Source organism: Chryseobacterium sp. LJ668 (assembly GCF_019613955.1).
Classification (GTDB): domain Bacteria; phylum Bacteroidota; class Bacteroidia; order Flavobacteriales; family Weeksellaceae; genus Chryseobacterium.
On record NZ_CP080443.1, the window covers coordinates 490,245 to 514,437 of the forward strand.

The 24,193-nt window shown below is 35.2% G+C and carries 24 protein-coding genes; 9 read left to right on the top strand and 15 right to left on the bottom strand.

The window, feature by feature from the left end:
* Positions 1 to 295: 295 nt before the first annotated feature.
* From tssD to tssO, 9 genes are all read right to left on the bottom strand, one after another.
* Entirely contained in the window at positions 296 to 700 is a 405-nt protein-coding gene (tssD, locus tag K0U91_RS02360; RefSeq protein WP_219971757.1) for a type VI secretion system tube protein TssD, read from the bottom strand.
* 165 nt (positions 701 to 865) lie between these two features.
* Entirely contained in the window at positions 866 to 1,834 is a 969-nt protein-coding gene (locus K0U91_RS02365) for a hypothetical protein (protein WP_220180273.1), read from the bottom strand.
* Between the two features lie 36 nt (positions 1,835 to 1,870).
* Entirely contained in the window at positions 1,871 to 2,641 is a 771-nt protein-coding gene (locus K0U91_RS02370) for a hypothetical protein (RefSeq protein ID WP_219970910.1), read from the bottom strand.
* A gap of 6 nt (positions 2,642 to 2,647) precedes the next feature.
* Positions 2,648 to 5,650 carry a peptidoglycan DD-metalloendopeptidase family protein gene (locus K0U91_RS02375; RefSeq protein ID WP_220180274.1) on the bottom strand — a complete coding sequence of 1,001 codons (3,003 nt, stop codon included), beginning with the start codon at positions 5,648 to 5,650 and terminating at the stop codon, positions 2,648 to 2,650.
* A gap of 17 nt (positions 5,651 to 5,667) precedes the next feature.
* Positions 5,668 to 6,171, bottom strand: coding sequence for a DUF4280 domain-containing protein (locus tag K0U91_RS02380; protein WP_220180275.1), 504 nt, complete (start codon positions 6,169 to 6,171; stop codon positions 5,668 to 5,670).
* A gap of 92 nt (positions 6,172 to 6,263) precedes the next feature.
* Positions 6,264 to 8,663, bottom strand: coding sequence for a type VI secretion system protein TssR domain-containing protein (gene tssR, locus K0U91_RS02385; RefSeq protein WP_220180276.1), 2,400 nt, complete (start codon positions 8,661 to 8,663; stop codon positions 6,264 to 6,266).
* 53 nt (positions 8,664 to 8,716) lie between these two features.
* Positions 8,717 to 9,625 (bottom strand): PKD domain-containing protein, encoded by a 909-nt coding sequence (locus K0U91_RS02390; RefSeq protein WP_220180277.1) that lies wholly within the window; start codon positions 9,623 to 9,625, stop codon positions 8,717 to 8,719.
* A 39-nt stretch (positions 9,626 to 9,664) separates the two neighbouring features.
* Entirely contained in the window at positions 9,665 to 10,183 is a 519-nt protein-coding gene (locus tag K0U91_RS02395; RefSeq protein WP_220180278.1) for a type VI secretion system transmembrane protein TssO, read from the bottom strand.
* 16 nt (positions 10,184 to 10,199) lie between these two features.
* Positions 10,200 to 10,730 carry a type VI secretion system TssO gene (gene tssO, locus K0U91_RS02400; RefSeq protein WP_220180279.1) on the bottom strand — a complete coding sequence of 177 codons (531 nt, stop codon included), beginning with the start codon at positions 10,728 to 10,730 and terminating at the stop codon, positions 10,200 to 10,202.
* Between the two features lie 177 nt (positions 10,731 to 10,907).
* Here tssO and K0U91_RS02405 point away from each other — a divergent pair, with 177 nt between their 5' ends.
* The 7 genes from K0U91_RS02405 to K0U91_RS02435 all read left to right on the top strand — a co-directional run bounded on the left by K0U91_RS02405 (position 10,908) and on the right by K0U91_RS02435 (position 17,329).
* Positions 10,908 to 11,579 (top strand): response regulator transcription factor, encoded by a 672-nt coding sequence (locus tag K0U91_RS02405; RefSeq protein ID WP_219970902.1) that lies wholly within the window; start codon positions 10,908 to 10,910, stop codon positions 11,577 to 11,579.
* 138 nt (positions 11,580 to 11,717) lie between these two features.
* Entirely contained in the window at positions 11,718 to 12,008 is a 291-nt protein-coding gene (locus K0U91_RS02410; RefSeq protein WP_034674127.1) for an HU family DNA-binding protein, read from the top strand.
* A 342-nt stretch (positions 12,009 to 12,350) separates the two neighbouring features.
* Entirely contained in the window at positions 12,351 to 13,913 is a 1,563-nt protein-coding gene (locus tag K0U91_RS02415; RefSeq protein WP_219970901.1) for an Rne/Rng family ribonuclease, read from the top strand.
* A gap of 160 nt (positions 13,914 to 14,073) precedes the next feature.
* The gene (locus tag K0U91_RS02420) at positions 14,074 to 14,703 is read left to right on the top strand and encodes an NUDIX hydrolase (RefSeq protein ID WP_219970900.1); all 630 of its coding nucleotides are present in this window, start codon (positions 14,074 to 14,076) and stop codon (positions 14,701 to 14,703) included.
* A gap of 29 nt (positions 14,704 to 14,732) precedes the next feature.
* Positions 14,733 to 15,533: a lysophospholipid acyltransferase family protein gene (locus K0U91_RS02425; RefSeq protein ID WP_219970898.1), complete on the top strand. Its 801-nt coding sequence runs from the start codon at positions 14,733 to 14,735 to the stop codon at positions 15,531 to 15,533.
* Positions 15,534 to 15,548: 15 nt separating this feature from the next.
* Positions 15,549 to 15,989: a hypothetical protein gene (locus K0U91_RS02430; protein ID WP_220180280.1), complete on the top strand. Its 441-nt coding sequence runs from the start codon at positions 15,549 to 15,551 to the stop codon at positions 15,987 to 15,989.
* A gap of 2 nt (positions 15,990 to 15,991) precedes the next feature.
* On the top strand, positions 15,992 to 17,329 hold the full coding sequence (locus tag K0U91_RS02435) for a UDP-N-acetylmuramate--L-alanine ligase (protein WP_220180281.1): 1,338 nt from the start codon (positions 15,992 to 15,994) through the stop codon (positions 17,327 to 17,329).
* Positions 17,330 to 17,381: 52 nt separating this feature from the next.
* Here the strand turns inward: K0U91_RS02435 and K0U91_RS02440 are convergent, their stop codons facing one another.
* Together K0U91_RS02440 and K0U91_RS02445 are read right to left on the bottom strand one after the other, a co-directional pair.
* Positions 17,382 to 18,257, bottom strand: a complete 876-nt coding sequence (locus K0U91_RS02440) for an aldo/keto reductase (protein WP_220180282.1) — start codon at positions 18,255 to 18,257, stop codon at positions 17,382 to 17,384.
* 46 nt (positions 18,258 to 18,303) lie between these two features.
* Positions 18,304 to 19,209 (bottom strand): LysR family transcriptional regulator, encoded by a 906-nt coding sequence (locus K0U91_RS02445; protein ID WP_220180283.1) that lies wholly within the window; start codon positions 19,207 to 19,209, stop codon positions 18,304 to 18,306.
* 232 nt (positions 19,210 to 19,441) lie between these two features.
* Between K0U91_RS02445 and K0U91_RS02450 the strand changes: the two genes are divergently transcribed.
* Positions 19,442 to 20,059, top strand: a complete 618-nt coding sequence (locus tag K0U91_RS02450; RefSeq protein WP_220180284.1) for an NAD(P)H-dependent oxidoreductase — start codon at positions 19,442 to 19,444, stop codon at positions 20,057 to 20,059.
* A gap of 75 nt (positions 20,060 to 20,134) precedes the next feature.
* On the opposite strand, the gene K0U91_RS02455 is transcribed toward K0U91_RS02450, so the two are convergent.
* Positions 20,135 to 20,575, bottom strand: coding sequence for a carboxymuconolactone decarboxylase family protein (locus K0U91_RS02455; RefSeq protein WP_220180285.1), 441 nt, complete (start codon positions 20,573 to 20,575; stop codon positions 20,135 to 20,137).
* Between the two features lie 66 nt (positions 20,576 to 20,641).
* Positions 20,642 to 21,214, bottom strand: coding sequence for a Crp/Fnr family transcriptional regulator (locus K0U91_RS02460; protein ID WP_219970890.1), 573 nt, complete (start codon positions 21,212 to 21,214; stop codon positions 20,642 to 20,644).
* Between the two features lie 65 nt (positions 21,215 to 21,279).
* On the opposite strand from K0U91_RS02460, the gene K0U91_RS02465 reads away from it, so the two are divergent.
* The gene (locus K0U91_RS02465) at positions 21,280 to 21,651 is read left to right on the top strand and encodes a DUF1304 domain-containing protein (RefSeq protein ID WP_220180286.1); all 372 of its coding nucleotides are present in this window, start codon (positions 21,280 to 21,282) and stop codon (positions 21,649 to 21,651) included.
* On the opposite strand, the gene K0U91_RS02470 is transcribed toward K0U91_RS02465, so the two are convergent.
* Together K0U91_RS02470 and K0U91_RS02475 are read right to left on the bottom strand one after the other, a co-directional pair.
* The gene (locus K0U91_RS02470; protein ID WP_220180287.1) at positions 21,623 to 22,114 is read right to left on the bottom strand and encodes a thioredoxin domain-containing protein; all 492 of its coding nucleotides are present in this window, start codon (positions 22,112 to 22,114) and stop codon (positions 21,623 to 21,625) included. The two genes, K0U91_RS02465 and K0U91_RS02470, sit on opposite strands and share 29 nt — an antisense overlap.
* Positions 22,111 to 24,174, bottom strand: a complete 2,064-nt coding sequence (locus tag K0U91_RS02475; protein WP_220180288.1) for a TonB-dependent receptor plug domain-containing protein — start codon at positions 24,172 to 24,174, stop codon at positions 22,111 to 22,113. Before K0U91_RS02475 ends, K0U91_RS02470 begins: the two co-directional genes overlap by 4 nt.
* Positions 24,175 to 24,193: the final 19 nt, after the last annotated feature.

The window sequence follows — 24,193 nt, forward strand, 5'->3', positions numbered from 1 at the left end:
AGCACTCTTTTCTTTACTTGACTCATGGTGAATACTTTAGAATTATTTTTTTAGTTATTATTTTAAATATTTTCTTATTGTATTTAAATTTAATGTGTGAGTCTGCTCAAGCAAAAATTCCATTGGTTTTGTCTTGCTTTATCAAAAGATATCGGAAACATTCTTGGGAGCAGAGCCTTTTAATAAAACTAAAAAATAAAGTCAATAAATACGACCCAAAAATAAATTTCAGACAAAAAAGACCGTCTTGAGGGACAGTCTTTGTTTACCATAATACTTGATTGATAACCGGATTTTAGCTTGACGGCCAAAGTCCTTCGTAAGCTGCTGTCCCATAGTTGATTTTCTCGGCGCTTACCACAAAGCTGATCAGCATGGAGTTTTCGTCTACCGCATCGAAGTCTACCTCGTGCTGGATCACGTAACCGTTTTCCCAATTAAGGGTGATCAGAGTACCTTCTTCGTGAGATTTGTTGAAGGTGATCTCTCCGGAAGTAGGCTTGTATTTTCCGTTTAACAGTGATTCCAGAATGTCAGATTTTTCTGTCGCCTCGATCGTTAGTTTGATAATTGCATTTGAAGGATCGGAGGCTACTCTACCCGATACGTCTGTAGATCGGGACACGCTGTAGTTCAGCTTTAATAATTTCTGACCCTCACTGCCGTTGAATTTTAAGATTCCTCTTGAATTTGCTGCCATGATAGATAAATTTTAATCGTTAATATTTTTGTTGATCTGTTTTCTATACCAAAGATAATTACACCAAAATAATCTCAATGCCTTTTTTTTAAATTTCTCAATTTTTGTAGTAATTCTACGATTGCCTGTCGTAATTATACGACTGAATATGAAGGGAAAGGTCGATTATACAATTTCATTAACTTGAAAATCAATAGAATATATTATATTGTATTCAGAATAAGAATAATATATATTTAAAGATTTAATAGTTCCCTGCTGTTGACTGAGCGTATAATTTCCTGTAAAAACAGCGCTATTTTCAGGCTGGTTACCTGCAAAACTCTGAGTGAGAATAATATCGTAGTTTTCTGAAATCAAACCCGTTTGCTGAATATCTGTCAAAGAATTTTTGCCGTCCAGATACAGCCTTACATTTGATTTGCCGTTCTTGAACTCATTTCTGATATTGGCAAAATAGGTTTTTATAAACCAGTCTTCTTTCATTTTTTTTTGAAATACTTCACTATTGAGAACCGCAAATTCAAATTCTTCAATGTAAATTTTAGCATACTGATCCGGAAACTGATCTAATAATTTTTCTTTGATACGGGGAAAATTTTTAGCGGTTTCTTCAAGGAGATTGATTCTCACCATTTCACCTTTAAAATTTGTACGGATTTCAATCGGGTTGATCGATTGTATGCATGCGATTGCCAAATCACCGATTTTTGTATCATTTATATTTGAAAAATCACTTTTGGAGAGGTGAAAAACATGTTCGTTGAGCTCATTTTCTATCCATTTTAGAGAAATGTTATATGAAAACGAATTTTTTTTAAACGTTGCCCTTTTATCAGCCGAAGATTCTGTGATATTGATTTTATACCGTGAATTAAATTCCTCAGGAGTGAAATTTATAACCGGGTTTTGCTCTGGACTTTTGAATGGAGCATCGTTTTTTGCATTGTATTTCTGAATCGTTTGATTATCTGGAAGAAACAATTTTTTTCCAACAACCAAATCATCCAAAATGTAATCTTCTCTCGCACATTTTTGATTGTGAAATTCTTTTATATACAAAGGATTTTCAAGATTAATTTGGTTGGCAACACTTTGGAGGGTATCACCGTGACGAATGAAATGGAGGATCATAAATTATATCATCTTAATTTTAGGTGTGGAATTTAATTACTGCTTAATCATTTCATAAGTATCATCTTCACCCACAGTTTTATTGATAAAATTGCTTTTAAGAAAATATTTTTTATTGTTTTTTGTCATTATAAAAGTAGAATTCTTGTTATTTTTTTCAGAGAGTACAATTTCATTATCCTTTTCAGTTAAAATGATTAAGTCTTTTTTTATGTTCTCAACATAACTGTCAAGTTGAAATTGAGCAGAATTTTTCTGGATCTGAATATTGATCATCCCCTTGCTTCGCGGATCTCCGGATTCTTCTTTCATTCTTAAAAAGCTGCCTGAAAAGTTGCCAATCCATTGTGAAGTTTTAATAGTATTGGTTTCAAAGCTCCATTTTTTAAGTAATTTCTGATTCCATTTCAATGACAAAACTTTGTTGTTTCCTACAGTTTCTGTAGTTACAGTGACATCGGCTGATTTAAGATTGAGCGTATCTGTAATTCTATATTTTTCGACATCATCATTTTTCAAAAATTTCTCTAAAGAAAAAATATAGTTTTTTGTATTTCTCTCTTTATAAATACTATAGCTTAGGCTATCAATTCCTGTCTTTGCCGTTTTATAGGTTTCTACATCAGTCATTTCATCCCCTGAAAAAAACTCCTTATTTATGTAAATATCTTTTTGAGAGGAAGCCTTTGAAATCAGTGTATCTTTAACCCCATCTGATACAGCAGATTTTGAAAAAGATTTATTTTCTCTACAGGCTGTAAAAATGATAAATACAGAGAATATGAATATTAATTTTTTTTTGATCATTTGATATTATATTTGGGTTGTTTGATCAGGACTCGTGTTGACGCCTGTTTTTAATTCTGCAATTGTAGTGAGAGGATCTACTCTTCCGCCCGTTCTGTTTCCGGTAGTTCGTACTTCAAAATGCAAGTGGTTCATTTTTGATTCCTGACCTGAAGCATTTCCGGTTTGACCCGTTTTCCCTATAGGATTTCCTGCAACGACCGGATCTTTTGCGCTGACATTCACTTCTGAAAGGTGAGCATAGAAGAAATAGTAGGTAGTTCCTTTATAATCACCTTTTATATTAATTGTATTACCATAAGTAGTAGATTCGTAAACTTCATGTACTTCACCGGTTACACAGGCGTAAACCTGAGTTCCGATCGGTGCATAAAGATCTAAACCGTCATGACTACCGCTGTGTCTGATCGGAGCGTCACCATGATCACTTGACTGGGGAGAAAATCCGCTTCCATACCATCCTCGAAGCTCCATTCTGGCTAAAGGATGATGCCAGTCTGAACTTCCTCCTTCATTTCCACAATTACATGGAATGCCGAATTCTTTTAAAAATCCTTTTTTAATGTGTAAATCACTGGTACCTGCCAATTCTTCACTCAAAAACTTTTCATATTTCGCTAAAGCAACATCCATTGTCTGAGCCGGCTGACCATATCTTCCGGGAGGAAGACTTGCCCATTCGTAGCTTCCATATTGCTCTAATGATTCTTTGATCTGGTTTTTGGTGATCAAATCTAAACTGCCTGATCTTTTATGTTTTAAAATAATTACACATAATTTATCCTGAGATTCTGCAGTAAAATCTGGTATAGAATATTTTTTTACATAATCATGAGATTCCTCATAAACACCAGCTTTTTTATTATCAGAAGTTAATTTTTCACCTTTTAACCACCAATAGGTGTATCTCATAATCTGGTAAGCACCTGCAGCTGAAGATGAATATGCTCCTGCCGTGATCACCGTCTCAGGATGCGTTGACATATCAGAAAATTGCGCACCGCTATATTGAGTGGTATAGCCTTTTTCGCCTTCAGTACCTTCACCTATTCTCAGCATCCTCATAAATGCACGAATTCTTTGTTCACATTCACAGTTTTTTCCTACGGTAAAATAGGCTCCGTCGGTTTTCAGAAAATCTTTATCATGTTGCTTTTCGCCTTGTGCTTTAGCTTGTATATAAAGAAGTTCCGGTTCTTTTTTGTACAATTTAAATGTAATTTTATCACCGGGATTATACGTTTTTATTTCTAAAGATTTTTCAATGTCTTCCAAATATGCTGCTTTACCATCTTCAATTTTGGGGTTGCCTCGTTTTCCTTCTTTTGCATTCGTAAGTATTGCCTTTGCTATATTTTTTTTAGCCGTTTCATTAGCAATTGCTGTAACACCTGCAAATGTGTAATCGTATGTTCCGTCTTCTTTTCCTTTGGTTAATTTATCTTTCCAAATTTTCAGTTCATCATTAGATTTTGGTCTGAGATGAATAGGAACTTTTGCTACCCCATTTTCTATGGTCGCTGTAAACTGCGATTTCTCAGTACCAGGAACTTCACCTGTGGCCGGTGTAGCCTGTTCCATTTGTGCTTCGGTAATTTCTAAAATGGGTAAGACAGCACCTGCGGAACCTTTTAGCAGACCATCTTTCTCTTTGATTATTAAAGTAGCCTGTTTTCCGTTTAAACCTGAAGTTCTTGCGACTAAATATAACTTCGTATCAAGAGGAGCACTGTTTACTTTTTTAAACTCTGCACCTAATTTAAAAGTCTGGAAAGTAACCTTTTCATTTTTATTATAAACGTCTTTGGTTAATCCAGCTTTTATTGCTTCAAGAGTTGTATATTCTTTTTTCTCCGCCAATGCTTTTACAGCAGATTTTCCAAGAATAATTCCGGCAATACGATTTTTTTCTGCATCTGTCGCAGATCTATTTCCGTTGCTTCCGATTGTATATTCAAAACTGCCTGCAACTTCACCTGTTTGCTTGGTATATTCTTTTTTCGCAAAATAAGCATCCAAAAGCTCTTCCACTGTTGAATCTTGCACCACACTCACTGTTCTGCCTCCTGCAGGCTGCTGTGTTGGAGTCTGTGTCGGATTGATAGTGCCTTGTGATTCTCCCCAGTCCCAAAGCTCAAGATTATCCCACCAGTTTTTTACCGTATCTAAAATGCCTTTTTCTTCTTTTTGGGATTGTGGTTTTGATTCGGCGGGTGAACCTTGTGCTCTTGGCGGAACATTACTTGAAGGACGTGGAGATTGTGTAGCCGGAGGAGGCGTAGTATTTCCAGATTGAGGTCTTGTTTGCGATGTTGAAGCCGGAATATGTGAAGGATTATTCACATGTATATTATCGGTTGCATGCTTTCTGTCTGAAAAATATTCTACCGTTACATAAAATTCCAGCTTTTGAGGATCAGTTTCTCCCCGCATTGCTTTTTGCATCAAAGCTCTCGTCAACATAAATTCGGCGGTAGCAACACCACTTCTGTCAACAGTTGATTCTTTGGTTTCAATTAAAAGATTACTGGCATTATGCCCCTCACCGACAGCATCATCTTCCCAAAGAGAAAATTTTAATTTCTGACCTGTAAGATTCACACACTGTGCTCTAGCACGCATTTTTTCAGAATAGCTAAATACCGTTCCCGGCGTATCATCTACATATTGAAGCTCTACTTTGTTGATTCTCGGAATTGCAACAGGTTGCGGATTGATGTCTAAAGTTGTGGGGCCGTTTCCTTCGGGCTCATAGAGATAAGCTTCGAGACGATAGGTATTTCTTTGGGCAACCTCTCCGAATGTAAAAGTTCCCGAGCCTGTTTTTTTAATATTAGTAGAAGTAAATCTTCCGTTGGAACGTTTCTTAAACAATTCCCAGGTTACAGCAGCGTCACTTCGTTGAGATTGCGGTGTAGCTGGGTACCAATCGGTAACGCTATAGACTGTAGCTTCTCCAATTTTGGGAGAGGTATTTCCTGTTATTTTTGAAACTCCTTTTTTTGACATCACAGAAATTTTTTAAATTAATAAGCGTCTAATTCACTTTCAAAAACATTTTCTTTGAAATCCTCCACATCAACAAGCGGATTGATGTGTCTCACCGTTTTGGCATCGGCATTTTTCACATTCTGCTTGCTGATCTCACCACGCTGCCCGTGATCTTTAATTGTGATCAATCCACCGACCGTACATTGAAGTTCTGACATTTCTGTCACGGCTTTTTTGCCCATGATCATTACTTTTTCATAGGTTTTCTGCCATTTTCCTGCCGGAGCATAAGAACACGGAAGATATCCGCTCGAACTGGGTTTTAATTTGCATCGTCCAAAACTGGGACCTGGAGGATTAAATTGCAGATCATCCTCTGTCACCGCGAGATAATCTGCGCTGCCTGCTGCATCATTCCAATAATGTTTTTGATGTGTGGTAACTTTATGCTGCGGGAACTGATCGCCCTGATTGCACTGGCATTTCCCTTTTTGTACGACAAAGTGTTTGCCGTCATGAGATGATGATTGCTGTGACATATTTTGTAATGTTTGGTACTCAAAGATAACGAAAAGTAATCGAACATTAAAAAAACGGAAAACAAATTTTCCGTTTTTTTATTTATAAGTTATTAATGTTGAGTATATTCTGGTGCTTCCACAGGCAAAGTAGTGGGCATGAAATATTCGTTAAGCCAGTAAAACTCCTGTCCGTTATGTTTGATCTTTACGGCCGGATTGTTTCTGTGCGTAAGCATTCTTTCAGCTAAATCTTTATAAGATTTGAAATAAGATCTGGCTTCTTCATTGGTAATAATTTTTGATTTCTTCCAGCCTTTCAGTTTAAAATTTGACATTTTTTCTTCGTCAGAATTATCAAATCCTGTGCTCACCCCAACTGCATAAGACATTGGCTGTTCATACAACTCGCCTTTATCCAAGAATTTCAAGGTAGGATTGTATTTTTTAAGCAGCTTGATGTATTCTCGTAATGCTCTGGCCTGCTTAAAGTCTGTTCTTGCAGCTCCTGACTTCTCATAAACTTCGGAGTAAAAAGCTTTAAGCTGATCGTATTCTGTCTCAGAAATTAAAATACCTTTTTCGATACCCGGTTTGAAATCTTTTAATTCTTTAGGAATATATCCTTTCACCAAAAAAGGATTCCCATAATTGATAAGCTGTGCTGCGATGCCTGCGGGAACTGGATTTGTAAGGCCGGGATACATATATTTATATTTAAAATCAACATCTGTTTTTCCTGCGCCGACAGATGAGTGGAAATACTCATTAAGCGATTTATCAATCATTTCATTATCCAATGTCACTTGTGCGATCAAGCTGTCAACTGATTTTTTTAGAAAACCTGGTGCCGTAATATCTCCTTTTTTAGGAAATATAACAAATCCCGGAGCCATACTCTGTTTCGGAAAATCTAGTGAATAGAACCCTGCATCACCTTCAACCAAATTAAAATTATTCTTCGTTAAAACATCACTTTGATTGATGATCTTTTGTTTTTTGAGTTCGGCAACATTTTTAGCTGTATTGGTAACAATATTTTCTGCCATCAAGACAAAATCGTTGTAAGTATCCGCAGATCGCGCACTTGTCTGGAACATAATCACTTTTGCCTGAGCCTGAGTGAGAGAATTGATTACCCCATACATATTTCCGCTCTGGTTGGCTGAAGTACCGATGGTGATGACAATATTGGTCTCGTCCGGAAGTTCGGAAAGCAGATTTCCGGCTGCAATCAGACCTTCGTTTACAGGTTGATTTCCACCTGTGCTTTGGCAGTTCATTTCATTGATTTTCTCATCGATAAAGGATGTGATTTTACTGTAATCTTTGCTTAAGACTGAAGGAACTACATTTTCTCCGCAAGGATTATTTTTATATAAAACAACGCCATATTTAATTGAATTAAAATAAGATGGCTTCTCAAATCTCAGTTGAAGATCCTGTAAAAGTGATTTTACAATGGGTGTATATGGTGTATTTGAAACACTTACATCTAAAACAAAAACAATATTTGCACTTTTATTTTTTTCGGTGATTTCTCTATAACGATCAAAGTAAATAGGCTCACCCAAAACGTTATACACAAAGTTTTTGCTGTAATCTAAAACATTGGTAAAATATTTTGTTTTAGAATCTGGTTTTGCCTCTTCATTTAAGGCTAAAGTAACAGGAAAAATATTTTCAAGCGGTGGTCTTTTATCAACATCGGTCAGAAGAATTGCAGTTCTGTTTTCGGCATCAGTTCCTCCCGGAGAACCTTCATGAATTCCCAAAGTAGTCTCTTTTACACCCGTGGTATTTTTTATTTTGATTGCAGAACGTTCTCCCCATGCAGAAATAACGTCTGAACTCACCCATCCGTAAAGACCTGTACCGATACTATCCATATCAATTGAAGGCTTTTTACCGACCAGAAATCTTTTGTTGTTTTCTGCCTGCTTATAAACGTAGACCATTTGTCCATTTGGAATTTTGACATTGGCGTTTTCTATGAGGCTGGGAGAATTAAAAACCATTATCGAATCATTTTTGTAATATCTCTCCGCACTTCTGATTACTTCAGGGCTATTCGGGACAACTGCTACACGTACAGGATAGCCAGTTTTTTCGCTTTTTAAAGAATTGCTCCAGAGAAGAAGATCAGATTCCGGGATCCAGCCGTAGGTTTTTATAGATTTTGAAGAAACTTTTTTCATCAAAGCATCAGGAATGTATTCTGCTACCTTTACCATTCCGTCTCTGTGTTTTAGAACCATCAAAGGTTCTAAAAATTTCACTTCTTTATAAGATTTTTCATCACTCTTATCCAAATATGCCGTATTTCTCGATCTATCTGAAATAGCGATCCACGGTACCGATTTTTTAGAAAAGCCATCAATTACCGGAGCATTATCAATTTGACCGTATTGTTTGGGTTCCGGAGTTTTCTTTGAAGGTAGTTTTACCTGGCAACCTGTAAGTATTACCGATAAACCTATATAATAAGCTGCTAGAGGAAATTTATTTTTCATCTTAATTTTCTTTATAATTGGTGTGATATCCGAGAAAAATTCGGACAAAAAATTTATTTGCTTTGGTTGATATCTACTTTTGTAACACAATTCTGGGCATCGTCAAAATTGAGTTTCACAGTCTGAATGACATTATTTTTATCAAACTGCAGACCTGCACAATACAGATAAAAATTATTGACTTTATTGTCGCTTACCTGCACAATCGTATTTTCGTTATTGCATAAGTACTTGTTTAATAAATAGTTGTAATGCATATTAAAACTATTCCCGTTGGCAATCTGCTGAAGATGATATTTAAAATCATTATCCATTTTTTCATAAGTATCATCTACCTTCAACTCTGCGTCATCCAACTCATCATACCCCGGAAGAATTTTGATATTGTGCAGAATAGGTTCTTCGTTTTCGGTATAGAGCGTTACCACATAGTTACCAGGTTTCTGGTAAGAATAAATAGCCATTTTATCTTTTGAATCAATTCTGCCGGTTTCACCAAATTTCCAGGTGAACTGCTTAGCATCAGAAATCGCTCTGAATTGAATGTTTTCATACTGCATTGCCTGAGTCTGAGCATCAATTCTGGTAATCATCGCTAAACTGTCTTTAGGCCGCGTGATATTTCTTGCAGAAACCAAAATGGGGAAAGATTTAGTATATTTATTGTCAATAATCAGTGATACGGTATAATATCCGGGTTTATTATAGAAATGAAAACCTTTACTTTGAATTGAGGTGGTACCGTCTCCGAAATCCCATTTTTTCTGTTTTGCGAATTGGGTTTTATCCTGAAAATTAAGAGTATCACCAATCATCAGTGACGCAGGATATACCACTCCTACAATGTCGTCTGAGGAATGAATCACCTTTTTTTGGAGCCACAGAGCAACTAATGCAGCGATAAGCAAGGTGGCAATAACACCGATGATGATGTTTTTTCTGTTTTTCTGAAAATAGTTCATATTTAATTTTTGTGGTGAGTTGTTGGTTGTCTGGTGTTTTTATCTGTTTTTTAAATCGTTGGTACGCTGTATTAAATCACGTTTTCTGTCTTTATAACCTATTGTACAGTCTTCATACTGCTTTTCAAAAGCTTTTATATCGTCTGTGATTTTTGAAACATTTTTTTTATCTACAAAATACATGGTGTAAAACGCTGCTATCTGGTGATACCCTTCTTTTCGCAAGTCATTCACATTTACATTATCGTACGCACCGTTAATATCATTGATCTTATATTTTATTTCGTTCTCTTCAAGAGGCTGCGGCACTTCTGCTGTCAGTTTTGAGATACTGTTGAATGTAGAATCGATGATAGGAATCATCAACTTCTGGCGCTCATTGTATTTGGCTTTCTGATCAAGCGTTTCCAATGAAAAAACATCAGCATCTGAAAAAGGCGATGCAAATGTTTTCAAAAAAATGATACTCAGAAGTATAAGTGCTGCTATTAGCATAAACACGAGATATACAAACTGATACCGTTTTTCCTTTTTGGATAATGTAATTTGTCCCTGCATAATCTTCTATTTAAAATTATCTTCTTCTGCCTGTAAAACTTCTTGTAGGATCTACTCTCAATTCGTCATTGATGCGGTCTGTTTTGCCCATACACTGATTAACGCTTCTGATGGCTGCTTGTTTCTGATTGTTAACTTCGATAATCTTCGTCTTTAATGCAAGCATAGGACGTATTTTATTCAGCAGTATGGCGTAATGTTTCAGATTGTCAGCGCTGTCTTCACGCATCATTCGTTTGGCGTTTCTTACATCTTCTGCGATCTGGTTTCTTAGATAGATATCATTCTCAACTTCGTTTAAGTCGAGAAGAGACATTTTATAGTTGATGCTGTCTATCTGAATTTTCAAGGCAGCACCGCGGCTCAGTAAATCTTTGTAACCATCAACTTCTCGTTCTACACCTTTCCGTTGAATATCATAACTTTTAAAAAAGAAAAAAACTGCACAGAATGAAATTGCAGATAAAATGATGAATGAGAGGATAAATTTCCAAATACTGATCCTGACGTCGGATCTGTTTAATTTTTTATCTCTATTTGTAGACATACCTGTGATTTGATTTGGAATGTGAAAATAGAAAAAATATATTTATTTACAAAATTAAATATAGAGTTTGCAACGTATTTACAATTATTTAATATTAAGTTTAATTTTAAAATCCGAAAGATTTTCATACTTTAGTGATCAAATTTTATTTTACCTTTTCCAAATCACAAAATCATAATGAGTAAAATATTAACCCATACGGTTCGGTTTTCCATAGCTGACAGCGATTTTTATTTTAAAAAAATATTAATTAAAATGCTCTTGGAAAATCCTTTTAATATGCTCCTCAATGACTGTAACAACGGTCATGAGCTCATTAGCAGAATCTACAGAAAACAGGAAGATGTTTTTATTATAGAACTTTTCATGCCGGTACTCAGTGGTCTCGAAGCAATAAAATTTATCCGAAAAAACAATGAAGATACGCCTATTATCACTTATTCCGGTACTTATCAGGAAGATATGGCTGAAATTCTAGACAAAATCCCGAATATTTATTATTGTCAAAAAAACAGCAATATTATTAAAGATATCATTAAAGGAAAAATCACCTCCCAAGAATTTGATTATCAAGCATATTCGGAAAGCTGGAAGCAACAGCCTTTAGCCGTTCAGGAATATATGAACAGACAGAAACAGAGCCAGGAAGAACTGTCATCCACTGAGATTCAACTGATGAAATTCTGCTATGAAGGCTTCAGTAACAAAGAGATAGGCGAAAAGCTCAACCTCAGCCCAAGAACAATTGACACCTACATCAACCGACTCACAGAAAAGCTTGGCTTAAAAACAAAACTTCATCTGATAAGATTCTGTGTAGAAAACGGATACTATAATTCGAGCATGTAAAATGACTTTTTTGGTGCATAAACCAGACTAATTATAAAATTGTCAGCTGTTTAAGTTAAATATTTTCGTGACTAATTTGCTTCTATTCAATTTTTTTGACTAAATTTGCACACCTAAAATTTAAAATTAAAAAAGGAAATGACAAAGGCAGAATTGGTAAACACCATCTCAAATAAATTGGGAACAGAAAAGAATGAAACACAGAAAGTTGTAGAAGCTTTTATGCAGGAGATCAGGACTTCTATGTATAATGGAGACAATGTTTACTTAAGAGGTTTTGGATCTTTCATCGTTAAAACTAGAGCAGCGAAAACGGGAAGAAACATTTCTAAGAACACTGCAATCGAAATCCCTGCACACAACATTCCTGCTTTCAAGCCATCAAAATCTTTTGTGGAGAAAGTAAAAACTAAAGTTGCAGTAAAATAAGAATAACAATTGAATATTAACTAGTTACACAAAAAAAATTAACATTATGCCAAGCGGAAAGAAAAGAAAAAGACACAAGGTTGCAACACACAAAAGAAAGAAAAGAAGAAGAGCGAACAGACATAAGAAAAAATAATCTCAACTAGAGATTTTGTAATATAATAATATAGTTGGTGTTTATATTTTTTGTAATATTCACCAACTATATTTTTTGTTTGTTACCACAGGATTTTAGATATTCAGAAATCATTTAGCGATTAGATTTATATCATTATTATTAGTTAAATTTAAAAATATATCTGAAACATCTAATCTCAAAAAATAAATTATCTTATTAACAGAATGAAGAAAGAACTAATAATTTCGCACGAAGATGAGCTTACAAAAATTGCTTTACTGGAAGACGGAAGATTATGTGAACTTCATGAGGAAGAAGACAAAAACGATTTTGTAGTCGGAGATTTATTTATAGGAAAAGTAAAAAAACTGGCACCCAACCTTAATGCAGCATTCGTAAACATAGGATACGACAAAGATGCTTTCCTGCATTATCAGGATCTTGGGCCACAGTATCTTACCTATAAAAAGTTCTTAAACGACACGGTTTCTAAAAAACAAAATACCTCAAGTTTAAAAAATTTCGAGCTGCAGCCCGAAATCGATAAAAACGGAATGGTCGATAAAGTCATAGCAAAAGATGATGTTGTTATTTTACAGATAACCAAAGAACCGATCTCTACAAAAGGCCCGAGAATATCTACTCAGATTTCTCTTACAGGTCGTTTTTTAGTCTTAATACCATTTGATAATAAAGTTTCGATCTCAAAAAAAATCGGCAGCTCTGAAGAGAAAATCAGACTCAGAACCTTGATTGACAGTATTAAACCAGAAGGTTTTGGCGTCATCATCAGAACGGTAGCCGAAGGAAAGAAAGTCGCTGATCTTCACAATGATATGAATCAACTGGTTCAGAAATGGGAAAATACTTTTAAGAATATTCAGAAGAATAAAGTACCATCAAAAGTATTAAGTGAAGACAACAAAGCGTCGTCTATTTTAAGAGATAATTTCAATCAGGATTTTGTAAACGTCTTCTGTGACGACGAACAAATGGTTGAAGAAATGAAAAATTATCTGGAAGTTATTGCTCCTGAACGGAAAAACATTGTTCAGTTTTATGACTCCCACATTCCTCTCCTCGAATATTATAACGTTGAAAAACAGCTTAAGCAAAGCTTTGGTAAACACGTAAATATTCCAAGTTCAAAAGGTGCTTACCTTGTAATAGAACACACTGAAGCCCTGCACGTAATTGACGTTAACTCCGGAAACAATATCAGCGCCGGAAATGCCACCACCAAAGAACATGGGCTTAATGTGAACAGAATGGCGGCCACAGAAATAGCAAGACAGCTCCGTCTCAGAGATATGGGCGGAATCATTGTCGTAGATTTCATCGACATGACCAACCCTGATCACAGAAGAGATTTGTTTGAACATCTGAAAACAGAAATGAGCCGTGATAAAGCGCGCCATAAGATTCTGCCTCCAAGTAAATTTGGACTGATACAGATCACCAGACAGAGAAACCGTCCGGAAAAACAAATCGACATCAAGGAAGAAAACCCCAACAAAGACGGAGAAATCGTAGCTCCGATTGTCATTGTTGAGAAAATGGAAGATACCATCCGAACCATTATGCAAAAAGGTGACAAAGGAAAATTGTACCTGCATGTACACCCTTTTGTAGAAGCTTTCCTAACCAAAGGAATCAAAAGTATACAGATGAAATGGTTTCTAAAGTATAAAAAATGGGTCACCATTATCCCACGGGATTCTTTTAAATATTTAGAATACAAAATCTATAATTCGAAAAAAGAAGAATTAAGCGGATATTCTAACTAAACAACACATTAAAACCTTCAGAATTTCTGGAGGTTTTTTCTTATAATCTTTTGTATTGCAAATGAAATATGAAAAAAATATGAATGAAGAAGTGAATGAAAATATGTTTTATTAACATCAATATTTTTCCTTTTTAAAGATATATTAGTAAATTTGAGATATGGAAAGTTTTGGAAAAGATTTATTACAAAAAATTAAAAAAGCCCAACTTGCAGGAGCCAATGCGCATGGCGTTTTTTCACCTCCATACCGTGAAGTCTTTACACACGAGCAGATTCTAGAAAAAAATCCAAAATTTGCAGCTGTAAATATTGTATTGTACTTAAGAGATAATGAATGGTATTTTCCACTGATCCAACGTACACAAAATGAGCGCGACAGGCATAGCGGCCAAATCTCTTTACCTGGCGGAAAAAGGGAAGAATTTGATAGAGACTTTGCAGAAACTGCAGTCCGTGAAACTTCGGAAGAAATCGGTTTAGAAAAACCTTATGTAAGAATTATCCGCGAGATGTCGCCAATTTACATTCCACCGAGCAATTTTTATGTATATCCTTACATTTCCTATTCAAAAAGAAATCCTAAGTTTATCCTTCAGGAAAGTGAGGCTGTAGAAATCATTGAATTTCCAATTACATCATTCCTTAATCTGCCAGATTCACCGGAAATTATGGCTTTGCCGGGAGCATCCGGAAAAGAAGTGCCGGTCATCAATTTCAACGGATTCATCATTTGGGGTGCAACCGCGATGATACTAAGCGAGTTCAGCCAGTTGATTAAAAAAATGTAACTTTGCATTATATTATGTTTAATTAAACGATGGCGAAAAAGAACATATTCACCGATTCATTTGGCACTCCTTATTTTTTAAAAAGAATTATCATTTTTATTCTTGGGATTGTGTCTTACAGAAGATTTAATGGGTTCAACAAGCTTAAAATCACAGGTACAGAACATTTGGTCGACCTTCCGGATTCTAATGTCCTTTTTGTATCCAATCATCAGACTTATTTTGCCGATGTAGCCGCAATGTATCACGCATTTTGCGCTGTAAACAATGGCTATTTAAACACTATAAAGAATCCTATTTATCTTCTCAACCCTAGAGTCGATTTTTACTATGTCGCGGCAGAAGAAACGATGAATAAAGGTATTCTGCCAAAGATTTTTAAAATTGCAGGCGCCGTAACCGTAAAAAGAACATGGAGAGCCGAAGGAAAAAATGTTAATCGAATGGTTGATCTGGGTGAGATCGATAACATTATGAAGGCTTTAGACAACGGCTGGGTAGCCACTTTCCCGCAAGGTACCACCGCAGCTTTTGCACAGGGAAGAAAAGGAACCGCCAAACTGATTAAAAACCAGCGCCCAATTGTGATTCCAATTAAAATAAATGGGTTCAGAAGAGCATTTGATAAAAAAGGCCTTCGTGTAAAAGTAACCGGTGTAAAACCTACTATGGAATTTAAAAAACCACTAGATATCAATTATGATGAGGAAAATGCGCAGCAAATTCTTCTGAAAATTATGACTGCGATTGAGCAGACAGAAGACTTCAATGTACTTCATACCTATGATGAAGAAATAAAAGCGAAGAAATCTGAACAACCGAATCCATAAAAATTTAAAGTTATTATGAAAAAATTAATAGTGGTATTATTATTAATTATGATCACTGTTTCATGCAGCAGCCAGAAGGCATACTCAGATTTTGACATCAGTTATTCTAAAAGTGGTGGTTATGCACCAATCTATGAGAACCTTTTAATCAAGGGCAGCGACGTACAATATTCTTTCGAAGGTCAGGAAAAGAAAATCAAAACGACTTTTCAACTTTCCAACGAGGAAATTCTGAATTTAAATCAGGTATTGAACGAGAATAACTTCAGACATATTGCCGAAGATCACAAAAAGATATACGACCGTGTTGCTATTGCAATCAATGTAAAAAAAGGTAAAAACAGTGCCAATAAAACCGATGCGAGCATGATTATGCCGCAGTCTAAGAAAAACTGGGATCAGGTGGTCAATGCTTTCCAGAACATCATCAATAAAAATGTAAAAAACACTCAATAAATTTGAAAACTCATTTCATTGCTATCGGCGGCAGCGCTATGCACAATCTTGCTATTGCGTTGAATGATAAAGGATACGAAGTTTCCGGATCAGATGATGCCATTTTTGAACCTTCCAAATCAAGACTGGAAAAAAAAGGAATTCTGCCTGAAGAATTAGGCTGGTTTCCTGAAAAAATCACTTCAGATATTGACGCTGTCATTCTGGGAATGCACGCACATCAGGACAATCCCGAATTGGCAAAAGCAAAAGATTTAGGCTTAAAAATATATTCTTACCCGGAATTTTTATATGAACAGTCGAAAACGAAAACACGTGTTGTAATCGCAGGATCGCATGGTAAAACCACCATTACATCAATGATTCTTCATGTTTTGAATTTTCATCAGAAAGAAGTAGACTTTATGGTTGGTGCACAGCTGGAAGGTTTTGATTGCATGGTAAAGCTGACTGAAAATAATGATTTTATGGTATTGGAAGGTGACGAATATCTTTCATCTCCTATCGATTTGCGTTCAAAATTTTTGCTGTATCAGCCGAATATCGCTTTAATGAGCGGTATTGCCTGGGATCATATCAATGTTTTTAAAACTTTTGATGATTATATTGATCAGTTTAGAAAGTTTGTAGCAAGCATTACTCCCGGTGGAATTCTGGTTTATAATGAAGAGGATACTGAAGTAGTAAAAGTAGTAGAAAATGCTGAAAATTATTTCAGAAAAATTCCTTACAAAACCCCGGAATATGAGCTTAGCAACGGACAAGTTTATCTAAAGACCGAAATGGGCGACATCCCGCTTTCTGTTTTTGGTGCACATAATTTACTGAACCTTGAAGGAGCAAGAAATATCTGTCATCATTTGGGAATCATGGATGAAGATTTTTATGATGCCATCATGAGTTTCAAAGGGGCTTCAAAACGTCTGGAGAAAATTGAAAGATCCGACAAGGGAACTTTATACAAAGATTTTGCCCATGCTCCGAGCAAAGTAAAAGCTGTAGTCAAAGCGTTCTGTGAGCAATTTAAAAACGAAAAAAAATACGGCTTTTTAGAACTTCACACGTATTCCAGTTTAAATCCTGTATTTTTGGAGCAGTACGACCATGCGATGGATGGCTTGGATGAAGCGATTGTTTTCTATTCTGAAGATGCTTTAAAGATCAAACGGATGGACCCCATTTCTCCTGATCTGATTAAAGAAAAATTTAAAAATGAAAATCTGAATGTTTTTACCAACGCTGAAGAACTTCATGCTTATTGGGAATCATTGGATAAAACCCAGGGAGTTTATATGATGATGAGCTCGGGTAACTTTGGTGGATTGGATTTGACGAAATAAAAATTACAATATTAAAACTCCTCTTTTGAATCAAAAGAGGAGTTTTTATTGCTTAAATATCCGCAACAGAATTCAACATTTTCTGTTCCCAGACAGGATCTTTCGGATCAAAAAATAATCTTTTCCCGGTATCTAACGAACGGACAATATTCATTTCGTCTTCTGACAATTCAAAATCAAAAACATTGAAATTTTCTTCGATTCTTGACGGTGTCACAGACTTAGGAATTACGCAGAAACCTTCCTGTAAATGCCATCTCAGAATCACCTGAGCAACCGTCTTATGATGCTTTTCTGCAATATTTTTTAGATCCTGATTTTCCAAAAGTCCTGCATTACCATTCCCTAATGGACTCCAAGGCTGAGTGATGATATTATTTTCTTTATCATACATCTGAAGTTCTTTTTGCTGAAAAATCGGGTGCAGTTCTATCTGATTGATCACTGGAAGAACTGTCGAATTTTCTTTTAATTCCTCCAGTTTTTCAACCGTGAAATTGCAGACACCGATCGCTTTTATTTTGCCTTCCTGATGCAGTTCTTCCAATGCTCTCCAGGCACCCAGAAAATCCCCGAATGGCCAATGGATCAGATACATATCTAAATAATTCAGCTGCAGTCTGTCGAGCGTTCTCTGGAAAGCACTTTTTGCCTCCTCATAAACATGACTTTGAACCCAGAGTTTTGAAGTGATAAATAACTCGTTTCTGTCTACTCCACTATTCTTTATCGCATTTCCTACAGCCGTTTCATTTTGATAAATTGAAGCTGTATCGATCATTCTGTAACCAGTTTCAATTGCTTTAATTACGGCATTTTCACACTCTTCAAAATCCTCCATCTGCCATACTCCGAAACCTAAAGCCGGAATATCAATTCCGTTATTTAATGTTATTACAGGTTGTCCTGTGTATGTTTTTTGTTGCATAATTGCTTTTTTTATTTAATATGATATTATTTATTATAATTCCTGATTAATGAATTTTGCCCATAATCTTTCGGAACAAACCTTTGATATGGTCGATTTCATTCTTATATAGTGTCTGTTTTCTACACCCAAAATATAAAGTATTTATCAATTTTTTTTCACCTTCCCAAATTAATTGTACATCACCATTTTCAATTTCACTTTTACATAAAAAATCAGGAACCACCGCCAAACCGGTTCCGCCTTTCAGGCAACGAATGATTGAATTCAGATTGGGAACAATATAATTGGGCCTGAAATTGGGTTTATGTCCGAAATTCAGCAGCCAAAACTGGAATAGATGCTCCATATCTCCGGTTGTGCCATACCACTTTTCCTGTTTAAGCCAATCTTCAACTTTCTGAAAATCTTTGGCTTTTAAAACCTTATTAAAACTTTCTGCATCTACATTTTTTCCGCCCACTAAAACTATTTGTTCAGAAGAAAAAGCCTCGTGCTGTATATTGGGTGATGTACCTTTTTTCGGCGTTATGATTAAATCTAGAATACCTTTATCCAACTGATCAAGCATTTCAGGATATTCACCGAAACCGATAATTAAATTAAAATCCAAACTCGAAACATATTGCTCCAGAGTAGTCTGAAAGGTCTCAAAACACATTCCGACACTTATTGTAGGTGTAGATTTTTCCGTAGATTTTTGAAAGTTTTTTTCTACATCTTCCAGTTTCGTCAACGGTTCGGAAATCGCATTAAACAGCACTTTTCCTCTTTCTGTAGGAATCATTTTTCTCCCTGTCCGGTCAAATAATTTATAACCCACATAAGATTCTAATGAACCGAGATGAAGACTCACTCCGGGCTGTGATATAAATAATGAATCTGCCGCACCTGTTAAAGTTCCGGTTTTATAGATCGCTTTAAAGGTTCTGTACCATTCTAAATTAACCATTATTTTTTTGTGAATTGTGAATTTGCTTCTTCAATAAATTTTCTATTTTCAGATTGATAGCGTTTGTTCACGTGAAATTATTTTGTCAATTTCTTTTGACAAAGTTAGAATTAAGTTTTTAAAAATTGACATGTTTGCTATCATAATTATGATACATATATATAATTTATATTATTTTCGTTATACAAAACTCTACCATAACTTTGCATTATAAAATTTAAATATTTACAGAATGAAAAAAGTATTAATTATCAATGGTGGTCAAAATTTCGGACACTCAGGAGGAAAATACAACCAAACGATTGCAGAAAACACTTTAAAAGTTCTAAAGGAATTTGAAAATATCGAAGTTAAAATCACAAATATCAGCGAAGGTTATGATAAAAATGAGGAAGTAGAAAAGTTTGTATGGGCAGATTTTATTATTTACCACACACCGATTTGGTGGTTTCAGCTTCCCAATGGTTTTAAAAAATACATTGATGAAGTGTTTACAGCAGGTCATACAAAAGGTATTTATATGAGTGATGGAAGATCTTCGGACAATCCGAAAATTAACTATGGTACCGGCGGAATGCTTGGTGGAAGAAAATATATGATCACCACAAGCTGGAACGCACCAGAAACAGCTTTTACACTTCCCGGAGAATTTTTTAATGAAACCAATGTTGATACGGGAGCATTGTTTGGTTTTCACAGAATGAATGCTTTTGTCTCATTAGAACAAATGGAGAGTTTTCATTTTCATGATGTAGAAAAAAATGCAAACATCGAACGCGATATGAATCTGTACAGAGAACACCTTGCAAATGTTTTTGAAAAAGAATTAAAAACACAATTAGCTTCATGAGATCTATTTCATAGTAAGCAAAAGTAGACACAAAAAAAGCTCCTCATATCTGAGAAGCTTTTTTTTACAAATTTTCTATTGTTTAGAAACCTGCAAATGTGTCGTGATTGCAATTCTGTTCCACATATTAATGGTGACAATTGCCATAATAATGCTTTTAATTTTCTCTTCATCAAAAAGCTTGCTGGCTTTTTCGTAAGTTTCGTCAGTTAAACCGTTTTGACTGATCTGGGTTATTTCTTCGGTCATTGCGAGGATCAATTTTTCTTCTTCTGTGAAAAGATCGGTTTCTCTCCATGCATTAAGAAGGAAAAGTCTTTGTGCCGTTTCGCCATATTTTAACGCATCTTTTGTGTGCATATCCAAACAGAATGCACATTGGTTGATTTGTGAAGCACGAGTTTTTATCAGTTCTTTCTGAATGTTGGTTAATGATGTGGTTTGCAAAGACATTTCCAGATTGATCATTGCTTTGTAGGGTGCAGAATTTGCTGCGATGTTTACTCTTGAGTTCATTTTTATGATGTTTTAAATTTCTGATACAAATGTCATATTTAAAAATATCAAAAATCTTAAACTGGTTTAAGAACGTAATTTTGCTCTTATTTCGCTCAAATATTCTGGCGTAAAACCAAGGAAAGAGGCAATAAGATATTGTGGAATTCTCTGAATAAACCAAGGATATTGAGAACTGAAATGTACATACATCTCTTCTCTGCTCATCTCATGTAAAAAGCGTATTCTCCTTTCTGCAGCAGCATATGCTCTTTGATAAGTGATGCGGAAATACCGTTCCATTATAGGATGTTTCTCGAAGAGTTTTTCTTGAGACTTAAAATCTATCATCACTACAGAAGATTTTTCAACTGCCTGAATATTAAACTCTGTTTTTATCTGTTTTTCAAAAGCAAACGTGTCAGAAATCCACCAGTTTTCTATGGCAAATTCTGTGGTTTGCTCTACCCCTTTTTCATTAATGAAAAACTTTCGGAGACATCCTTCCAATACAAAATATTTGTATCTGCATATCTCTCCTTCAAGCATCAGATTATGTTTTTTCTTCACATCCAAGATTTGAAAATAAGAAAATATTGACGAAAATTCTTCGTCATCTATTTTTATAAACTTATCTAAATGTGCTTTGAAAGTTTCCATTTTTGAAATTGAATACTCAAACTTAACTTTATTTTTCTAGTTTTACAATCACAAAACAGGAAATCATGGAAATCATTGCTAAAATACTCATTGCCATTGTTGCTTTGGAACATATATATATTGTCTGGATGGAGATTTTTGCCTGGGAAACCAAAGGAAGAGAAGTGTTCAAGAAAGCTTTACCTGCAGAAATGTTTAAGCCTACGAAAGGTTTAGCGGCCAATCAGGGATTGTACAACGGTTTTTTGGCAGCAGGATTACTCTGGTCTTTCTTTATTGAAGATCCGAAATGGCAGACAAATGTTGCTTTATTTTTTTTAAGCTGTGTAGCGATTGCCGGAATTTATGGTGCGGTTTCAGCAACAAAGAAGATATTTTTTGTACAGGCTCTACCTGCCATTTTGGCAATTATTGCTGTTTTGTTGAAATCCTTTTAAAACTAATCATTTCCATTAATTTTTGTTTCATTTTTTCAGGTTTAAATTCTCCTTCATGGTAATATAGCAGCTTTTGATTTTGATCTAAAATAATCCACAACGGATAAACAGGTTGTTTTTTATTCCTCGATAAAGCCAAAGCCAGCTCATGAATTCCCGAATTCCCGTTGGGTAAATAATTAAATTCTCTACCATGAAAGCTGATTTTATCTTTTGTTTTTTCAGCTTCGAAATTGATGAAATAAAAATTTTCATTGATCATTTTTATCAATTCTTTTTCTTGATTCAATTTGAAAGATTCGATTTTACAAATGGAACACCAATCGGTATACAAATGAATAACAATTGGCTTTTTGTTCTCTGTCTGTATCTTTTCAAAATCTGAAAAAGTAACCGTTTTTAATTGCGAAAGACAAAAAAAAGGCACTAAAAATATCGTTAAAAAAAATACTAAACTTTTCATTTCAAATTATATTTAACACCAAAAAAACCTCTGATTCTTTGCATCGATGCATATCCATACGTTGTATCAAAAGTATAATGATTCGGATTATTGATCGGGTCGTTTACATTTTTATCAAACGGATCAAACGGCCTCATCAAAGGATTTTTCGGAGTAAAATTGAACAGATTTTTCACCCCGCAATACACTTCAAAACCAGAATCGAAACTTTTTGAGACCTGAATATTGGCTAAAGAATACAGCGGTGAATATTCCGGTCTGTAATCATTGGGTAAAACAGGTAATCGCATCGGTCCGTAAAACTGTCCGGTGAAATCTATCGCAAGATTATTCGGGAATTTATATGTTAAATTATAAGTTCCGCTCCATTTCGGGGCATGTAGCTGTCGGGATTTTTCCGTTTCTCCATCAAATTTTTGGTAAACATCCAAATAAGTGACGCCTAGATTTACACTCAACGGAAAACCAAAACTATAATCAAGATTCATAGAAGCACCTCTGGAAATTCCGTAACCCTGAAGATTGTCATAAATAATTTTTTGAGGATCCGCATCAAAATCACCTACAATCTTATTACTGAAATAGGTATAAAACGCAGAAGCATCTAAATTAATTAATCGTTCACCTGCAGGAATTTTCCAGACATAATTTAAATTTCCGTTAATGGATTTTTCCGGTTTTAAATTAGATTGAATCACAACTTCACGCGAACCCGTCAAAGCAGCATGATCTTCTGTAAATAAGTTTACAACCCTGAAACCTGTTCCAAAATTAATCCTAAGAGTATGGTAAGGATTGGGAGAAAATTTCCAGGCAAATCTCGGCGAATGTACTGAATGGTGGATTTTGTCATAATCAAATCTATAACCGAAAAGCAAAGTGTTTTTTTCATTAATATCCCATTGATCCTGAATAAATGCTCCGAGAATTGGAGATTTCATCGGATCATTTGTGATTCCGTCTGCAGATAAAGTTCCGGGAGTATTATCGTCATAAAATGTCTTTTTATATGTCACACCTACAATAAAATCATGGTTTCCCATTTTTTTATCCCAATAGGTTTGCGCAAAGGCTACTTTCTGTGTTGCTTCAAAGGGATTGCTTCCGTAAAAAGAGTCCTGATCATGAAAATTGTACGAAAACTGGGTTATAATATTCTCTTTCATCGGCCACTGATACATCCCGAAAGCTTCTACCCTGTTTGTATAAATGCTTTCTCCATAGATCTCACTGCTTCCCCGGTAAGTTCTGTCCCATTGCATTTCCCCGCCTATCCGGTCTTCATATAAATATCTCAAAGCAAAGCTTGCCATCCTGTTTTCTTTTCGCTGAAAATTCCACTTATTAAAAACCGAAACTCTGTTTTGAAGAGCAGCATCAGTGAAATTATCCTTATTCTGATCTATTTTTTCGTTAAAACTAAAATAATTTAAACTTAACAATGACGCCGTATTTTTACCTGTATTAAATTTTGTTGAAAGATCGACATTATGTTCTGCCCAACTTGTAGTCATCAGATTCACACTCAATTTTGGTGCACTCAACGCATTTTTTGTGATGATATTGATGACCCCGCCCATCGCTTCTGATCCATACAAAGACGAAGCCGGCCCCTTCACAACCTCTATTCTTTCTATTAAACTGTTGGGAATCCCGCTTAAGCCATAAACGGTGGAGAGTGAACTTACAATAGGCATTCCGTCAATCAAAATCATAGTATAAGGTCCTTCCAGACCATTAATGTGTATATCTCCTGTGTTACAGACCGAACAGTTTAATTGTGGCTGAACTCCATTCACCATTGCAATGGCTTCAAAAACACTCGGCGTAGGATTTTTCTGGAAAAATTTCTGACTGTAAATTTCCACAGCAACCGGACTTTTAGATTTGCTTACAGGTTTTATACTTCCTGTAATCACAACATCGTCAATCACTTTTATTCTTTCTTTTTTTTCAGGAATTTTCACAGAATCAGATTCCTTATTTAAAGCTAAACTGTCCGTTTGCTGAGATAAGCAAAAGCCTGATATAAAAACACCTAAAAAAAATATTCGCCTCATGAAAATAAATTGTTAGACA

Excerpts from the sequence above, each read along its gene's own strand:
- K0U91_RS02370 (WP_219970910.1), bottom strand. The coding sequence starts at position 2,641 with ATGATCAAAAAAAAATTAATATTCATATTCTCTGTATTTATCATTTTT.
- K0U91_RS02440 (WP_220180282.1), bottom strand. The coding sequence starts at position 18,257 with ATGCAACAAAAAACATACACAGGACAACCTGTAATAACATTAAATAAC.
- K0U91_RS02425 (WP_219970898.1), top strand. The coding sequence starts at position 14,733 with ATGGCGAAAAAGAACATATTCACCGATTCATTTGGCACTCCTTATTTT.
- K0U91_RS02475 (WP_220180288.1), bottom strand. The coding sequence starts at position 24,174 with ATGAGGCGAATATTTTTTTTAGGTGTTTTTATATCAGGCTTTTGCTTA.
- K0U91_RS02445 (WP_220180283.1), bottom strand. The coding sequence starts at position 19,209 with ATGGTTAATTTAGAATGGTACAGAACCTTTAAAGCGATCTATAAAACC.
- K0U91_RS02410 (WP_034674127.1), top strand. The coding sequence starts at position 11,718 with ATGACAAAGGCAGAATTGGTAAACACCATCTCAAATAAATTGGGAACA.
- K0U91_RS02405 (WP_219970902.1), top strand. The coding sequence starts at position 10,908 with ATGAGTAAAATATTAACCCATACGGTTCGGTTTTCCATAGCTGACAGC.
- K0U91_RS02455 (WP_220180285.1), bottom strand. The coding sequence starts at position 20,575 with ATGAACTCAAGAGTAAACATCGCAGCAAATTCTGCACCCTACAAAGCA.
- K0U91_RS02390 (WP_220180277.1), bottom strand. The coding sequence starts at position 9,625 with ATGAACTATTTTCAGAAAAACAGAAAAAACATCATCATCGGTGTTATT.
- K0U91_RS02395 (WP_220180278.1), bottom strand. The coding sequence starts at position 10,183 with ATGCAGGGACAAATTACATTATCCAAAAAGGAAAAACGGTATCAGTTT.
- K0U91_RS02375 (WP_220180274.1), bottom strand. The coding sequence starts at position 5,650 with ATGTCAAAAAAAGGAGTTTCAAAAATAACAGGAAATACCTCTCCCAAA.
- K0U91_RS02450 (WP_220180284.1), top strand. The coding sequence starts at position 19,442 with ATGAAAAAAGTATTAATTATCAATGGTGGTCAAAATTTCGGACACTCA.
- K0U91_RS02470 (WP_220180287.1), bottom strand. The coding sequence starts at position 22,114 with ATGAAAAGTTTAGTATTTTTTTTAACGATATTTTTAGTGCCTTTTTTT.
- K0U91_RS02420 (WP_219970900.1), top strand. The coding sequence starts at position 14,074 with ATGGAAAGTTTTGGAAAAGATTTATTACAAAAAATTAAAAAAGCCCAA.
- K0U91_RS02380 (WP_220180275.1), bottom strand. The coding sequence starts at position 6,171 with ATGTCACAGCAATCATCATCTCATGACGGCAAACACTTTGTCGTACAA.
- K0U91_RS02365 (WP_220180273.1), bottom strand. The coding sequence starts at position 1,834 with ATGATCCTCCATTTCATTCGTCACGGTGATACCCTCCAAAGTGTTGCC.
- K0U91_RS02415 (WP_219970901.1), top strand. The coding sequence starts at position 12,351 with ATGAAGAAAGAACTAATAATTTCGCACGAAGATGAGCTTACAAAAATT.
- tssR (WP_220180276.1), bottom strand. The coding sequence starts at position 8,663 with ATGAAAAATAAATTTCCTCTAGCAGCTTATTATATAGGTTTATCGGTA.
- K0U91_RS02430 (WP_220180280.1), top strand. The coding sequence starts at position 15,549 with ATGAAAAAATTAATAGTGGTATTATTATTAATTATGATCACTGTTTCA.
- tssO (WP_220180279.1), bottom strand. The coding sequence starts at position 10,730 with ATGTCTACAAATAGAGATAAAAAATTAAACAGATCCGACGTCAGGATC.
- K0U91_RS02460 (WP_219970890.1), bottom strand. The coding sequence starts at position 21,214 with ATGGAAACTTTCAAAGCACATTTAGATAAGTTTATAAAAATAGATGAC.
- tssD (WP_219971757.1), bottom strand. The coding sequence starts at position 700 with ATGGCAGCAAATTCAAGAGGAATCTTAAAATTCAACGGCAGTGAGGGT.
- K0U91_RS02465 (WP_220180286.1), top strand. The coding sequence starts at position 21,280 with ATGGAAATCATTGCTAAAATACTCATTGCCATTGTTGCTTTGGAACAT.